Consider the following 15,478-nt stretch of genomic DNA (forward strand, 5'->3'; position numbering starts at 1 on the left):
GGTGAAGCTAATCGCGTTTTCTTTCAGCGGCCTGTCACAAGCTTGTCCGGCGGCGCGGCGGAAAAAATCACCTGAACACGCAGGCCCGGCGCGCCGTCACGCTCGCCAATCACCACCGTCGCGCCGATGCTGTCGCCCAGCGCCTTTACGATCGCCAGGCCAAGCCCGCTCCCCTGCCGGTTCTGGTCGTCATGATGCAGCCGGTAGAACCGCTTCAAGACATTTTCACGCTCTTCCAGCGGTATGCCCGGCCCGTCATCATCAATCACCACGCGCGCTTCTTTGTCGCCCGTCTCGATAGATAAAGTTACCGAACCGCCAGGCCGGTTGTAGCGAATGGCGTTGTCCACGAGGTTTTTCAGCATTTCCGTCGCCAGCGCATCAACCGTTACGACACTTACCGGCGCATCGGGCGCATCAAACTCGATGTCGACGCCCTTGCGCAGGGCCAAGGGCACCATTTCCTCTGCGACAGCGCGCACCACAGAGGTCAGATCCACAGATTTTGCATGCATGCTGAGATCGTCATTGGCGCCTTGCGCGCGCGCCAACGCAAGCAATTGCGTGAGCAGGCGCTGCAACCGGCGGGTCGCCGCATCGATGTCGCGCAGCGATTCCCGCCCCTTGTCGCTCAGCTCATCTTCCTGCCGTAAAATCTCGAGATGGGTTCGCAGAATTGAAAGCGGCGTACGCATCTGATGCGAGGCATCTGCTGTGAACTGACGCAACCCCTCCATCGCCGCATAGAGACGCTGCAACAAGCCGTTAAACGCCGTCAGAAAACTCCGCAGCTCCACCGGCGCTTCTTCGATCTTCAACGGCGTAAAATCCTGCGATTCCCGGCGATCCAATTGTTCCCGGACGCGGGATAAAGGCTGCAAGCCCCAGTAAACCGCCAGCGGCAGCAAGACGAGCAAGGTGCCAATGAGAAGCGCCTCCACCACCGCCATGGCGATCAACATGCGTTGGCGCAGCCGGTTCCGCGCGACCAGCGTTTCCGCGACCTGCACCACGACGGGTTCGGCGATCCGCGGCACCCGCCGCGACACCGCAATCATGCGGATCGGCACGCCGCGATAACTTGAATATTGATAGACCGTCTCGCCGGGTTCGCCCGCAAGCCCCGCCGCCACCGGCAAATCAGGATAGCCCGTAACCAGATCGTCCCCGCGCCGCACGCTGTAATAGACATTATCGCGCGCATCATTTTCCAGCATGCCGAAGGCCGACAGCGGCAGGTCCAGCGTGACGTCGCCTTCCTCATAGGCCAGCGTATCGGCGATCGCGCGCGCCGACGCGTCGAGCAGACGATCGCTGACATTTTCAACGATATTCTGGATGACCAGCAGCCCGCCAAGCGCGAGGATCAAGGCGAGCCCCGCCGTTGGGAGGATCATGCCGACCAGCAATCGCGCCGTCAGGGAGTTCCCGATCACACGCCTCATGCTTCGGCGTCGCGCTCCATCAAATACCCCAAACCGCGCAGGGTCTTGATCGCAGGGCCATTTTCACCAAGCTTGCGGCGCAGGCGCGCGATGTAAACCTCTATCGCATTGGGCGCCACCGGCTCGTCATAGCCGAACACTTCCGAAGCCAGCCGATCCTTGGAAACGACCGTGCCCACATGCGCGACAAGCCGCTCCAGAACCACCCATTCGCGCCGCCGCAGCCCCAGATCCGAGCCGTCGACCGACGCCGCGCAGCGCGACCGGTCAAGCTGCAGCTTGCCAATGGTAATGACCGGCGAGGGGTCGACCAGCGGCCGGCGCAACAGCGCCCGCAGCCGCGCCGTCAGCTCCTCCGGCTCGAACGGTTTCAGCAAATAGTCGTCCGCGCCGTGATCAAGACCGAACACCCTGTCCTGCAGCGTATCGCGCGCAGTCAGCATGATGATCGGCATTTTACAGCCCTGCGCGCGCATCTTTTTCAGCACGTCAAAGCCGGACATATCGGGCAGGCCGACATCCAGCGTGATCACCGCGTATGGTTCGTCGCGCGACATTTCCAGCGCCGACTCACCGTCAAAAGCACAATCTACAGAAAATCCCTGCGCCTGGAGGGCCGCCGAAACGCCTCGCGCCAAAGCCTCTTCATCTTCAACAATCAGTATGCGCGCCATATTGCTCTTTTTTTGACAGCCCTTCCCCGCTTGGTATATAGCCGAAAGATTGGTCATTACAAAGTCGCATAAATTATGCACGCGCTGACTTCGCTCCGCCCAATATTACTTAGCATTTCCGCTGCATTTTTCGCCGCCGGCATGTTCGCCAGCGCGCATGCACAACCCAAAAGCTATCCGCGCTCCTACGCCAACATCATCGAAGCCGCGCGCGATGAAGGCAAGTTAACCATCTATTCGACGACCGACCAGAACGAAGTCGCGACCTTGCTTGCCTTGTTTAAAGAGCAATATCCGTTTCTGGAAATCGAGTATCACGAACTCGGCTCGCGCGATCTGTACCAGCAGGTTTTGAACGACGCCAAGACAGACAAACGCGCAGGTGATCTGGCGTGGAGTTCCGCCATGGACCTGCAAATCAAGCTGGTTAATGACGGTTACGCGCAGTCTTATGCGTCGCCGGAAAAACCCTATTTGCCGGCTTGGGCGATCTGGAAAAACGAAGCCTATGGCGTCACCGCCGAACCGGTCGTCTTCGCCTACAACACCAATCTGATCGCGCCGGAGCAGGCGCCGCAATCCCATATGCAGCTTACGCGCATGCTGCGCAGCAACTCCGCCTTGTATAAGGGCAAAGTCGCGACCTTTGACCCTGCGCTGTCCGGCGCCGGTTATCTGATTTTAACGCAGGACTATCAGGCCAATCGCGAGCTTTGGAGTCTGGCCCGCGCGCTCGGCGACGCTGAAGTCGACCTCTACCAATATAGCCGCGACATGCTGGCGAGCGTCGCATCGGGCGAAAATGCATTCGCCTATAATGTCATTGGATCCTACGCCATGGCGTGGCGCGACAAGGAGCCTCAACTCGGCGTCATCATGCCGAACGACTACACGCTTGTGGTGTCGCGCATCGCGGTGATCTTGAGCGACGCGCATCATCCAAACGCCGCAAAATTGTTCCTGGACTTTTTGCTGTCCCAGCAAGGCCAAACGGAATTATCGCGTCATTATATGGCGCCGGTCAGGGAGGACATCTCAACCCAGGACGGCGCCAATCTTTCCGCCAAGGCGATCCGGCCCGTATCCGTCGGCCCGACGCTTTTGATCAATCTCGATCAGATCAAGCGAAAGCGGTTTTTGCGCGACTGGTCGCGCGCGACCAATGAAGCGTCGGCGGCGCAAAACTAAATCCGGCCAACAAAAAAGGCGCTCCGAAGAGCGCCTTTTCCGTAAGAAAGCGCAATGCGCTTAATCTTTTACGTTGGAAATTTTGTTGCGTGGCGAGGTTTTATCTTCCAGCAGCATACGGATCATTTCCGCGCCCTGCTCAAAGCCATCTGCGTGCTTGTCGCTTTGATTGGAAAAACCTGTTGCTTCGCCCGAAACATGGTTTAGCTGCTGGCGATTGAGATGCGAGGAAGAAAGGTCGCCCGCATAGCCGTCAAGACTGACGGTCTGGTGCGAATTCGCCAGTTCGGCGGCGAATTTTTCACTGAGCAACAGGAAGTTCACCACAGAAGAGGCAATGTTGCCGCGCGGAATACCGAAATCGGCGATGTCATAGCGGCTGATATAGGTCAGGCCCTGTTGATCGATACCCGCCGTCGCAAAGGGGTAGCTCATATTGAAGGCTTGCACGGTCTGCGAATTGGCGCCTGTATCGCCGAACAGCATCACAGTCTGCATGCCGGAGCATTCGGCGCCGTTGCAGGCGGTGAACAGCACGACAAACTGCATGCCGCCAGCAGCCGCGTGAATATATTGCGCGCCGCCGGAAAGCTGGCCGATCTGCCATGGCATGCCGAGCTCATTCAGCACCGGCCCAACCGTCTGGACGCTGAATTTACGCACCACGGATTCCGGATTGGACAGCGCCGTCCCGGCGCCTTGCTCTGACCCCATGGTATTTTGCGCGGATGCGCCCGTAACACCGGCGGCAAGCGCCATCGCTGCAGCACCGAAAATGGCTGTAATTGGTTTCATGACCCCTCTCAAACTCCCCTTGAACTTCTGGCCGGGGGCTCCCCCGCCTCGTTAACTCTAGGCGAAAAGCCCGTCTTCGACCAGACCGGCGGCCAATTGCGCCCGGCTTTGAGCCCGCATTGCTGTTTTACTTATGTTTTCGGGTGACTTTCGGTCTAAGGCGTGGTTTAGCCGGGCGCTTATGGAAAAACGACCTTCGGACAGACGCCCCCCATCCGGCCCCCGCAATGGCGGCCGGGATGACAAACCGCGCGGAAAATTCTCCGGCCCCCGATCCGGCCCGAAACGAGAGGGCGCCGGGCGTGACGGCCCGAGGCGTGATGGACCCCGGCGCGACAATCGCGATGACCGGCCGAAAGACCGCGACGGCGAGCGCCCGTCCCGGCGCCGCGATTCCGATGAGGACCGCGCCCCTTCGCGCCCGCTTTCCACCATGCAAGGCGTCGATGCGCGCCGCGCCGTGCTGGAGATTCTCGACCGGGTCGGCGAAGGCGCAACATTGGAAGACGCCATCGCGCGCACGCGTCCCTTCGAACGCCTTGAAGGCGCCGATCGCAGCTTTGCCCGCCTGCTCGCCAGCGAGACCTTGCGCCGCCGCGGCGCCATAGATCATCTGCTCGGCAACTGGCTCGACCGGCCGCTGCCGAAAAAATCAGCGCGCGTGATGGACATCTTACGTATCGCCGCCGCGCAATTGCTGATCCTTGAAACGCCGGCGCATGCCGCCGTTTCAACCTCGGTCGAACTCGCCAATGAGCGCGGCGAAACCGGCGGCTATGCATCGCTGGTCAACGCAATCGCCCGCAAGATTTCGCAAGCCGGCAAGGAAGCGCTGGAAAAAGTTCCCGCCAGAACCGACACGCCATCCTGGATGTGGCGCGGATGGGAGCGCCAGTTCGGACCCGTGATTGCAAAAGCCATTGGCGAGGCTCATCGCGCAACGCCGCCACTCGACCTGACCTTCAAACCGGGCGAAGACAAACAGGCATGGATCGCGCGCTTTACCGAAGCGGGACTTGAACCGAAGCTGCTGCCAACCGGCTCTGTTCGTTTCGCCCGCATCTCCGATGTGACCGCCTTGCCGGGCTTCGATGAAGGCGCCTGGTGGGTGCAGGACACGGCGGCAAGCCTGCCCGTCACTTTGCTGGGTGACGTTTCCGGCAAGACCGTTTTTGATCTTTGCGCCGCACCCGGCGGCAAAACGCTCCAACTTGCCGCCGCCGGCGCCATCGTCACCGCGGTCGATAAATCCGGCACACGGATGGAGCGGGTCAGCGAAAACCTGATGCGCACCAAACTCACCGCTGCGATCATCGAGGATGATGCACTGCGCTTCAAACCGGCGGACAAGGCCGATGCGATTTTGCTCGACGCGCCCTGTACCGCCACCGGCACGATCCGGCGCCATCCTGATATTCCTTGGTCGAAAGGCGAAACAGCGCTCGCCGCGCTTGCCGAACTCCAAGGCAAGATGATCGACCACGCGTTGAAGAACCTGCTCAAGCCCGGCGGAACGCTGGTCTATTGCGTCTGTTCGCTGCAGCGCGAAGAAGGCGAAGCGCAGGCGAAGGCATTGCTCGCCCGGCATCCCAATGTTGAGCGCGTGCCCGTCACAGCCGCCGAGATTGGCGGGCTTGAAAAGGCGATCACCCGCGACGGGGATCTGAGAACCCTGCCTTCGCTGCTTCCCGGCGATGGCGGCATGGACGGCTTCTTTGCGATCCGACTCCGTCTCAACGGCTGACAGACGCCCTAAAGTCGTTAAAATTGAAACGGTTAAGGCGTTTGGCGACCGGTCCGATTTTCGTCGATTCCGGTCCGATTCCCCTTGATTGCAGCCTCAGCGACCCCGATATTGTCACTCAGAGCAATGGCGGCCCTTCGGGTCGCCCGTGCTGCTATGTCAGGGAATCGAAAGGACAGGCTTTTCATGAACGAACCACGCAGACAATTTGGCGGAACCGTCTCGCAGACTGACGGATTGGCCATTGATCAGGGCCTGCGCCAGTACATGTTGGGCGTCTACAACTACATGGCCCTCGGCGTCGCCGCCACCGGCCTCTTCTCCATGCTCATCGCCAGCAATCAGGCGCTCATGATCGCAATCATGACCTCGCCGCTGAAATGGGTTGGCTTTATCGGCATTCTCGGCATCGGCTGGTTTGCGCCGCGGGTGATGATGAATGGCTCAAAGGTCATGGCCCACGCTATGTTCTGGGCATACGCCGCGCTCTGGGGCGTGATGATCGCGCCGATGCTGTTCATGTTCCAGCAATCCGGCGCCGCCGTTGAGATTTACAAGGCGTTCTTCATCACCGCTTCCGTATTCGGCGCAGTAAGCCTTTATGGCTATACGACGAAACGCGACCTTTCCACTTTCGCCCAGTTCTTCTTTATGGCGACTGTCGGCCTGTTGATCGCGATTGTCGTGAACGCGCTGATCTTCAAGAGCGGCATGATGAGCCTCATCACCTCATCGCTGGTTGTTCTCGTCTTCTCCGGCATCACTGCCTATGAGACGCAGATGATCAAATCGCTTTATCGCGAAGGCAGCGCCATGAATGAGCGTACGGCGATTTTCGGCGCCTTCGCCCTCTATGGCTCCTTCGTCACGCTTTTCGTGCACATCCTCAACATTCTCGGGATCATGCGCGACTAGGGTTGTTTTATCGCGTTTTCGAACCGCAAAACCAGAACCACTTTTGCTGAAAACGCGACTAATTCGAGGAAACGTCCAAGAACAATAAGAAAAGCCCCGCCTCTGGCGGGGCTTTTTCATTTCCGTCCCGGTTCTTTACAGCCCGCCCATGCGGCGGGATGATCGCACAAGACGAAAAAGGAAACGCCGATGACGATCATGCCGACACCGCTTGTTTCAACGCAGTGGCTCGCTGCGAACGCAGACGCGCCGGGCCTGGTCATTCTCGACTGCACGACAATCCAGCAGGAAACCCCTGACGGCGCTTATGCATTTGTCCCCGGCCGCGCGGCTTCTGACGAAGCGCATATTCCCGGCGCCGTCTTCTGCGACGTTCTCGGGACGCTGGGCGACAAGGATGATCCGCGGCCGCTGATGATGCCGAAGCCGGACGCCTTTAAAGCCGCGATGGAAGCGCTGGGCGTCGGCGATGACAGCGCTGTTGTGTTGTATGACCGTGGCATTCAAAGCTGGGCGGCGCGGGTCTGGTGGAGCCTGAAAACCTACGGCTTCGATAATGCCGCCGTGCTGGATGGCGGTTTCAAGAAATGGACGGCGGAGAACCGCCCGGTTTCCAAAGACGCCCCGCACATAAAATCCGCGAGCTTCACGCCGCGTTACCAACCGGAAAAAATCGCATCGAAAACAGATGTCTTGACCGCCATCGAAGAAGGCGGGCGGACGCTGATCCATTCCCTTTCCCGCGCGGAATTCACCGGCGAAGAATGCCCGATGCCGCGCGCTGGGCGCATTAAAGGCAGCGTCAACGCGCCCGCATCATCGCTCATTGACGACGCAAGCGGCGCCTATCTTTCCGAAGAAAAGCTGGCGGCGCAATTTGCAGCGGCGGGCGCGGATAAGGACAAGCCCGCCATCGCCTATTGCGGCGGCGGCGTCGCCGCCTGCAACAATGCGCTGGCCCTGACCCTGCTCGGCTATCGCGACGTCGCCGTCTATGACGGCTCCCTGGCCGAGTGGACGGCGGACCCGGATGCGCCGATGGAAACGGGCTAGGTCGGGCGATGACACGCGCGGACGCAAAAGTGAGCTTGCGTCATAAATTTGAGATTTGCAGGGCCCCGCGCCGCCGCCTAAGCTCACATCATGCCAGTACGCGATTATTTCGACCTGCCGATCACCGGCGCATGCCTCCAGTCCGCCCGCGGATATGACCGCTATGTGAGCGAGTTTTTAAGTTACGGCGCCGAGCTGCGAGAATTGTTCGCCGTCGCTGACGCCAATCCGGGCGCGCCGCTGGTGAACGCTCATGCGGGCGCCTTGCATCTGGCGTTTGAAGGCGCCGAGGGCTGGAGCGCCGCACTGCCTTATCTTGAAAAGATGCGCGCCGCGCACGCATCAGGAACCGAGCGCGAGCGCTTGTTCTGCAGCGCGGTCGAAGCTTGGGCGGGACATGATTTTTCGCGCGCCATGGCGGCGCTTGATGAGCTGACTGTGCGCTGGCCGGCGGATTTATGCGCCATCAAATGGGGCCAGTATCACGCCTTCAATCTGGGCGACGCCGCCGCGCTGTTGCGCTTTGGCGAGCGCGCGCGGATCGTCCATGAAAACGCGCCATACGCCCATGGCATGACCGCTTTCGCGCTGGAGCAAAATCACCGCCTTGAAGAAGCCGAAGACGAAGGCCTGCGCGCCAGCGAGATCGCCATAGACGACGCCTGGTCCCATCACGCGGTCGCCCATGTGATGGAAACGCAAGGGCGCGCGCGCGAAGGCGCGCGCTGGCTCGATCATTGCGCTCATACCTGGGAGAAAAAAGGCGTCTTCATACGCGACCATAATTACTGGCACGCCGCCTTGTTCCGGCTGGCGCTTGGCCGCGACGAAGAAGCCCTCGTGCTTTTTGACAAGCGACTATGGGGCGAATGGCCGGAATTTCCGCAAGAACAGATCGGCGCCGTTTCCATGTTGTGGCGGTTCGAGTTGCGCGGGATTGATGTTGGCGAACGCTGGGCGCCGGTCGTGGAACAAGCGCGCGCCCGCAAGGGCGAACATATTTTCCCGTTTCATGATCTGCATTATCTTTACGCTCTGGCGCGCGCCGGCGACACAAAAGAGGCGGACGCTTTTCTCGCTTCCCTAAGCGCGAAAGCTGAAAGCTCCGCCAACCCTGTCTGGTCCGACATCTGCCTGCCGGCGGCGCAGGCAATCACCGCCTTTGCCCGCGATGACCGCGACCGCGCGGCGCAATTGCTCGGTCCGCTTCTTGGCGACTTGCACCGCATTGGCGGCAGCCATGCCCAGCGTCATGTTTTTGCGGAAACCTTTGAGGCTTGTTTTGAAGACCGCGCGGAAATGGATGCGGTGAACTAGCGGCGTCCGGCTACGTCGCGAGCTTTAGTTTCTGGCGGTCGAAGACTTTCAACACCTGGCTCAAATCCTGACCGCGTTTCAACACCGCGCCGGTCATCGACACAACCACCCATGAGCCTTGCTTGCGCGCCAGCGCCGGGCGTTTTTCGATGCGGTAAAGCGGCATTTCCGAGGCGCGCCGGAAGATTGAAAACACCGCCGCATCCTTGAGGCAATCAATGGCGTAATCGCGCCATTCACCGGCGGCGACGAAATATCCATAGACGGAAAGAATGCGGGTCAATTCGCTGCGCGTGAACGCCACCGGCTCGGCGCGCGGAATGGGTTGGGGCGCTGGGTTCAAGCTTCGCATCACCCCCAGCATCGCGCGGGATGGGCCGGGCCGCAAGCCCCAATTTCCGTCGGGAGCTGCCGGGTTCCGGGGAAAATCATTCTTAAAATCGCCTTAATTGGTCCCTCTCAGCGCCCCAATCTGGGATCAATTTGATCAGGCCGGGCGGGCAGCATGGTCGGAATTTCCGGTTTTAACCATCGCCCCCAGCCCCCGGGAGATTTGACTTCTTTCCGCCCGGCATTTTCTCTCCACAGCATGAAGCGCATCCCGCCCGCCGCTTGACGGATCAGGCGGCGCCTGTGAAACGCTCGGGACCATGAGTCCTGTCATCACCGTCGCCCTGCCCGTCTTCGCTGTCATCGCCGTTGGCTATTTCGCCGGCCGCGCAAAGATGATGAGCGCGGCGGATTCCGGCACGCTCAACAAACTCATCTTCAGCTTCACCATGCCCGCCGCTCTGTTCGGGCTTACGGCCGGCGCCTCGCCGCCCGATGAGAAAGATCTTGCTGTTGCGCTTTCTTATGGCGCGGGCGCGCTCGCGGCGTTGCTTGTGGGCTATTTTCTTTCCCAGCGCATATTCCGTCTTTCAAAACAGGAAGCCGGCGCCCATGCGCTGACATCGACGCTTGGCAATGCGGTGTTTCTCGGACTGCCCATTGCGCTGACCATTGAAGGCTGGGCGAAACCGTTTGTATCGGCGATGCTGATCGAGGGTACGCTGATCATCGCCATCCTCATGGCGCTGATCTCGCCGCGCAAACAGGACGGTCACGCAATCGCCCGCGCCGCGAATTTCATTTTCACGCCGCTGAAGAACCCGTTGATTTTCGGGATGATCCTCGGCTTCCTCTATTCCGCCAGCGGCCTGCCGTTTGACGGGCCGGTCCGGACGTTTTTCGACCTGCTGGGCCGGGCGGCGGGCCCGACAGCGCTGTTCTCGCTTGGTCTTTTTCTCGCGACGCATCAATTCCCGGCGTTTAAAAGCGTCGCAGGCCGGGTCAGCCTGATCGCAATCACCAAAATGGGCGTGCTGCCCATCGTGGCGCTCACAGCAGCTCATTTTCTCGGCGTCACCGATCCGGTCTATCGCGGCGCGCTGACGCTGTTCGTCGCGGTGCCGTCCGGCGTCGGCTGCTTTGTGCTGGCGAGCCAGTATAAGGTCTATGAAAGCGAATCCGCCGCCGCTGTCAGCTTCACCCTGCTGCTCTCGGTGCTGACGATCTCAGCGGTGCTGATGATGTATGGCTAGCGCGTGCGCGCCAAAACCTTCTTCACCGCCTCCACTAATTCGCCGCGCTTGACCGAGAATTGCGCGGGCTGCGCCTCGCGCCATTCGGCATTGTCTTCGATTTCTTTCGACAACTCAGCGCCGAGGACGAGATCCTTGATTTGCAGCTCGCCCGCTTCGCGCTCATCAGAGCCTTGAATAATCGCAGCGGGCGCCGCGCGCTTGTCGGCGTATTTCAATTGCTTGGCGAAATTCGAGCCGCCGAGATAGACTTCGGCCCTAACGCCCGCATTGCGCAATTCGGCGGCCATCGCCTGATACTCCGCCATCTGATCTTTTTCGAGGGCCAGCACCACGACCGGCCCGCGCGCGGTTTCTTCGGCGTCCTTCTTAAGCTCCAGCGCCGCCAGAAGGCGCGAAATACCCACTGAAATGCCGACTGCGGGCACTTCGACGCCTTTGAAGCGCTTGACGAGACCGTCATAGCGCCCGCCGCCGCCGATCGAGCCCATCTGTACCGGGCGGCCCTTGGCGTCGGTCAGCGTCGATTTGAATTCCGCCTCGAAGACCGGGCCGGTGTAGTAGTCGAGCCCGCGAATGACCGAGCAATCGAACAGGATCGGGCGCGCAGCAAAATCCGGTATCGATGATTTGATGCCGTAAAGCTCCTCCAGCCCGTCGGCGCCGCTCTGCGTGTCGCCAAGAAGCTGCGCAATGACCGCCAACGGGTCGTCACCGGAATTTTCCGGGCCCGACTGCAGGAACGCCAGCACGGTTTCAATTTTCCCGTCATCGAGATCTCGCGCCTTCGGTGAAGTCGCCGGACTCGTCCTTGCGCCCGGCGCCAAGCAACAACCCAACGCCTTGCGCGCCAAATTTGTCGAACTTGTCCATGCTCCGCATGACAGTGAGACGAGTCTCGGCATCCGCCTCACCCGACAGCGCGATCTTTTCAAACAGGCCGTCGACGATCTTGCGGTTCGACACGCGAATGAAAAAATCATCGCGGGCGATTCCCGCTGCTTCGATCACATCGGCGAACAGCGCGCAGATTTCCGCGTCGGCATAAGGCGCAGGCGCGCCCACCGTGTCGGCGTCGCATTGGGTGAACTGGCGGAAGCGCCCGGGGCCGGGTTTCTCATTGCGCCAGACCGGGCCAATCTGATAGCGGCGAAACGGCTTGGGCAAGCCATCGTAATTTTCCGCCACGAAGCGCGCTAGCGGCGCGGTCAGATCATAGCGCAGGCTCATCCACTGATCGTCATCATCCTGCAGCGAGAACACGCCCTGGTTCGGCCGGTCCACATCGGGCAGGAACTTGCCCAGCGCGTCCGTATATTCAAAGGCCGGGGTCTCCAGCGCATCGAAGCCATGGGCCTCATAAACCGCGCTGATTTTCGCCAGCATGTCGCGTTCGGCGGCGATCTCCGCACCAAGGCGGTCACGGAAGCCGCGCGGCACGCGGGCCTTGGGGCGGAAGGTCTTTTGTTTCTTGGCCATCATCTTTTCCTGTTGGGGCGGAGATAGCCGATGCCGCCCGCAGGGGCAATTGGGCGACCCGCAAGGCCGGGCCGCGGGGCCGGTCGTAGTTGAGGCATGACCGGTCCGGGGTCATACTCTCAAGGATCCAAGGGGAGACTGATCATGAAATTTCTGAATTTGGGCTGGCTGGCCGCCGCCCTGGCGCTGCTGGGCTGCGGCGGGCCGGTCCCGTCCGGCGTCTATCTGACGATGAGCGTGTCGACCTTCGGCGTCGCGGTCGAAACGCTGGTGAATGGCAAGAGCAACGAATTCCTGTCCAGCGAAAATGGCTGGATGAGCGGCGGCGGGCCGATCAATGCGCTGGTGCATGAAGGCGGGAACGAAGCGACCTTCATTTTGAAGGCGGTGGAAACCGAAGAGGACCAGAGCGTGGAGTATAATTTTCTCGCGACACTGGAAATCACCGTGAAGGGAGAAATGGTCGACACGCTGGCGCCCGGCGAACGCGTCATTTTCAGCCGTGAGCTCAATGAAGAAGAAACCGCAGCGATTGACGCTGGCGAGACAGTGACGATCACTGAACGCTTCACTGTCGACAAGGCTAAACTTGAAGCGGCGAAAACCGGCGCGCGCTAAGCGCTACTCCGCCTCTGGCCAGTCGATCGGGTCGACGCGCAGAATGAGGATCGGCTCCACCGGGACCTCCGCATCAAAGGGGCCGCCGGGTCCGGTCTCCACCGCGCCGATGGCGTCGGCCACTTCCATACCTTCGACAACATGACCGAAGACGGCATAGCCATAGACCGGAAGGCCCTCGAACATGGAGTGGTCGAGTTTCGGATTGTCGCGCAGATTGATGAACCATTGCGCCGCCGCGCTGTCGCGGCTATCGCTGCGCGCCATGGCGATGGTTCCGCGCACATTTTTCAATCCCTTGTCGCCTTCATAAGGGATCGGATCGCGCGTCGGGCGTTCACTGTAAAAGCGCGAATAGCCGCCGCCCTGAATGACAAAGCCTGTCACGACCCGATGCATCAGCGTACGGTCATAATGGCCGCCGGTCGCATAGCGCAGAAAATTTTCGACGGTCGCCGGCGCAATTTCCGGCTCAAGTTCGACCACGATGTCGCCCAGGGAGGTCTGGATTTTGGCGTGTGTTGCGGCCTCATCGGCAGCGCCCGCCGGCGATAAAACGCCCATCAAAAGTGCGGCAATGACGCAAATCCTGAACACTACAAATCGCTCCCTAAAATCGCTGATACGACGCGCACTTTTATTCCCGGCATTATACTCATAAACTAGACGCGCGCAAAAACCGGGGGAGCTTCATGTCTGAAAAACCAACGCCAAAAGCCCTAATCGCCGTCGGCGCTATTTTATTCGCGGTCGGCTTTGCAAATCTCGCTTATGCGATATTCAGATTGACTGAAGGGCGTGACGGAAATTTGCCGCTGATCAGCGCCGGCGTCATCGCCGCCACTTTCGGCGCGATTGTCATCGGGCGCGCGAAATCATCCGGCGGCAAATAACCCTCTGTCGCTGATCACCGTCCCAGCTTCGACCGGATGGCGTTCACGCGATCGATCAGCCCATTGGTTGACGCGTCATGCCCGCTCGCCGCTGGCTTATCCTCACCGGCTTTGGCCAGCTCCGGCAGGATCGACTTGGCGAGCGCCTTGCCCAGTTCCACGCCCCATTGGTCGAAAGAATTGACGCCCCAGATCACGCCCTGACAGAAAATCTTGTGTTCATACAGCGCGATCAGCGCGCCGAGATTTTCCGGCGTCAGCTTTTCCATGAGGATCGAATTGGTCGGACGATCGCCGGGAAACACTTTATGTGGCGCGAGTCTTTCAATCTCAGGCGGCGCGCAACCTTCTTTCTTTAGCTCCGCGCGGGCTTCCTTTTCCGTCTTGCCGCGCATCAGCGCTTCGGTCTGGGCTAGAAAATTCGACAGGAGTTTTTCGTGATGGTCACCGGTTTCTTCCTGGCTGATCGCTGGCGCAATGAAATCCGCCGAAACAATATCCGTGCCCTGATGAAGAAGCTGGTAAAAGGCGTGTTGGCCGTTGGTGCCGGGCTCGCCGAAAATCACCGGCCCGGTGGCGCATGGCGCTGGCTTGCCGTCGCGCAAAACGCCCTTGCCATTCGATTCCATATCCGCCTGCTGCAGATAGGCGGCCAGGCGATGGAGATGCTGGTCATAAGGCAGCACCGCGTGAGAGGCGGCGCCGAGGAAGTTGCGGTTCCATATGCCTGCAAGCGCCAGCATAACCGGCATGTTTTCGCGCAAGGGGGCGGCGCGGAAATGCTCGTCCATGGCATGGGCGCCGCGCAGCAATTTTTCAAAATTATCAAAGCCGACCTGCAAGGCGATCGACAGGCCGATTGCTGACCACAGGGAATACCGCCCGCCGACCCAGTCCCAGAATTCGAACATGTTTTCCGGCGCGATGCCAAATGACTTCACCGCATGCGCATTGGTGGAAAGCGCGATGAAATGTTTCGCGATGTCGCCTTCGCTCGCGCCATGGGAGAGAAACCAGCGCTTGGCGGTTTCGGCGTTGGTCATCGTCTCCTGCGTGGTGAAGGTCTTGGACGCGACGATGAACAACGTGGTTTCAGGGTCAGCGCCGGCAAGCGTATCAGCGATATGCTGTCCATCCACATTGGAGACGAAATGGGCGCGCCGTCCATCAATCCAATATGGCCGCAGCGCCTCCACCGCCATCAGCGGACCGAGATCGGAGCCGCCAATGCCGATATTGACGATGGCAGTCAGCGGCTTGCCGGTATAGCCCTTGCGCTCGCCAGCATGGATCCCGTCCGCGAAGATCTTCATCTTGGCGAGTTCAGCGCGGACTTTCTGCGAGACATTTTCGCCGCCGACATAATAATCCCGCTGCGAAAAGTCCCGCAGCGCCGGATGCAACACCGCCCGCTCCTCAGTGACATTAATCGCCTCGCCCGCCAGCATGCGGTCGCGCGCGCCTTCAAGATCGGCGGCCATGGCGAGCGTGATCAGGTGATCGGCCACATCTTCATTGATCTTGTTCTTGGAGAAATCGAGGAACAGGCCCGCCGCTTCGATGGAATAGCGCGAAAAGCGGTCCTTTTCCTTCTCGAACAAGGAGCGCATGGACACGCTCTTCAACATCGCCGCGTCCTGTTCGAGCGCCTGCCATTCCGGCGTGCCGGTGATGTCGGTCATGAATGTCATCCCCTCGCGTCAAATTTTTGCATTTGATACGGATTTTAAGCGTTGTCCTCAACGCGTTTTAAACGAAAAGGCGGTAAACGGGC

At 60.1% G+C, this 15,478-nt stretch carries 14 protein-coding genes and 1 pseudogene; 8 read left to right on the forward strand and 7 right to left on the reverse strand.

Features of this window, described 5'->3' with window-relative positions:
* Positions 1-23: 23 nt before the first annotated feature.
* Positions 24-1,445 carry a sensor histidine kinase gene (locus AC0L8G_RS00290; RefSeq protein WP_473385997.1) on the reverse strand — a complete coding sequence of 474 codons (1,422 nt, stop codon included), beginning with the start codon at positions 1,443-1,445 and terminating at the stop codon, positions 24-26.
* A complete protein-coding gene (locus AC0L8G_RS00295) occupies positions 1,442-2,119 on the reverse strand; it encodes a response regulator transcription factor (RefSeq protein WP_473385998.1) in 678 nt (225 codons plus the stop codon). Before AC0L8G_RS00295 ends, AC0L8G_RS00290 begins: the two co-directional genes overlap by 4 nt.
* A gap of 141 nt (positions 2,120-2,260) precedes the next feature.
* Between AC0L8G_RS00295 and AC0L8G_RS00300 the strand changes: the two genes are divergently transcribed.
* Positions 2,261-3,307, forward strand: a complete 1,047-nt coding sequence (locus AC0L8G_RS00300) for an ABC transporter substrate-binding protein (RefSeq protein ID WP_473385999.1) — start codon at positions 2,261-2,263, stop codon at positions 3,305-3,307.
* Between the two features lie 60 nt (positions 3,308-3,367).
* Here the strand turns inward: AC0L8G_RS00300 and AC0L8G_RS00305 are convergent, their stop codons facing one another.
* Positions 3,368-4,102, reverse strand: a complete 735-nt coding sequence (locus tag AC0L8G_RS00305) for a YbjN domain-containing protein (protein ID WP_473386000.1) — start codon at positions 4,100-4,102, stop codon at positions 3,368-3,370.
* A gap of 181 nt (positions 4,103-4,283) precedes the next feature.
* Between AC0L8G_RS00305 and AC0L8G_RS00310 the strand changes: the two genes are divergently transcribed.
* From AC0L8G_RS00310 to AC0L8G_RS00325, 4 genes are all read left to right on the forward strand, one after another.
* Positions 4,284-5,846, forward strand: coding sequence for an RsmB/NOP family class I SAM-dependent RNA methyltransferase (locus AC0L8G_RS00310; RefSeq protein WP_473386001.1), 1,563 nt, complete (start codon positions 4,284-4,286; stop codon positions 5,844-5,846).
* A 186-nt stretch (positions 5,847-6,032) separates the two neighbouring features.
* A complete protein-coding gene (locus AC0L8G_RS00315) occupies positions 6,033-6,761 on the forward strand; it encodes a Bax inhibitor-1/YccA family protein (RefSeq protein ID WP_473386002.1) in 729 nt (242 codons plus the stop codon).
* Positions 6,762-6,950: 189 nt separating this feature from the next.
* Positions 6,951-7,814: a sulfurtransferase gene (locus tag AC0L8G_RS00320; protein ID WP_473386003.1), complete on the forward strand. Its 864-nt coding sequence runs from the start codon at positions 6,951-6,953 to the stop codon at positions 7,812-7,814.
* 90 nt (positions 7,815-7,904) lie between these two features.
* Entirely contained in the window at positions 7,905-9,131 is a 1,227-nt protein-coding gene (locus AC0L8G_RS00325) for a tetratricopeptide repeat protein (protein WP_473386004.1), read from the forward strand.
* Positions 9,132-9,141: 10 nt separating this feature from the next.
* Here the strand turns inward: AC0L8G_RS00325 and AC0L8G_RS00330 are convergent, their stop codons facing one another.
* Positions 9,142-9,483 carry a DUF2794 domain-containing protein gene (locus tag AC0L8G_RS00330; protein ID WP_473386005.1) on the reverse strand — a complete coding sequence of 114 codons (342 nt, stop codon included), beginning with the start codon at positions 9,481-9,483 and terminating at the stop codon, positions 9,142-9,144.
* Positions 9,484-9,781: 298 nt separating this feature from the next.
* Between AC0L8G_RS00330 and AC0L8G_RS00335 the strand changes: the two genes are divergently transcribed.
* Positions 9,782-10,714, forward strand: coding sequence for an AEC family transporter (locus AC0L8G_RS00335; RefSeq protein WP_473386006.1), 933 nt, complete (start codon positions 9,782-9,784; stop codon positions 10,712-10,714).
* On the opposite strand, the pseudogene hisS reads toward AC0L8G_RS00335, so the two are convergent.
* Positions 10,711-12,193, reverse strand: a pseudogene (gene hisS / locus AC0L8G_RS00340) (histidine--tRNA ligase). The gene AC0L8G_RS00335 and the pseudogene hisS overlap by 4 nt on opposite strands.
* Before the next feature lie 144 nt (positions 12,194-12,337).
* Between hisS and AC0L8G_RS00345 the strand changes: the two are divergent.
* A complete protein-coding gene (locus tag AC0L8G_RS00345) occupies positions 12,338-12,811 on the forward strand; it encodes a hypothetical protein (protein ID WP_473386007.1) in 474 nt (157 codons plus the stop codon).
* Between the two features lie 3 nt (positions 12,812-12,814).
* On the opposite strand, the gene AC0L8G_RS00350 is transcribed toward AC0L8G_RS00345, so the two are convergent.
* Positions 12,815-13,408, reverse strand: coding sequence for a peptidylprolyl isomerase (locus tag AC0L8G_RS00350; protein ID WP_473386008.1), 594 nt, complete (start codon positions 13,406-13,408; stop codon positions 12,815-12,817).
* Positions 13,409-13,503: 95 nt separating this feature from the next.
* Between AC0L8G_RS00350 and AC0L8G_RS00355 the strand changes: the two genes are divergently transcribed.
* Entirely contained in the window at positions 13,504-13,704 is a 201-nt protein-coding gene (locus AC0L8G_RS00355; protein WP_473386009.1) for a hypothetical protein, read from the forward strand.
* Positions 13,705-13,718: 14 nt separating this feature from the next.
* On the opposite strand, the gene pgi is transcribed toward AC0L8G_RS00355, so the two are convergent.
* Positions 13,719-15,386, reverse strand: a complete 1,668-nt coding sequence (pgi, locus tag AC0L8G_RS00360; RefSeq protein WP_473386010.1) for a glucose-6-phosphate isomerase — start codon at positions 15,384-15,386, stop codon at positions 13,719-13,721.
* Positions 15,387-15,478: the final 92 nt, after the last annotated feature.

The sequence above is a fragment of the Hyphococcus sp. D3-15 genome (assembly GCF_055809375.1).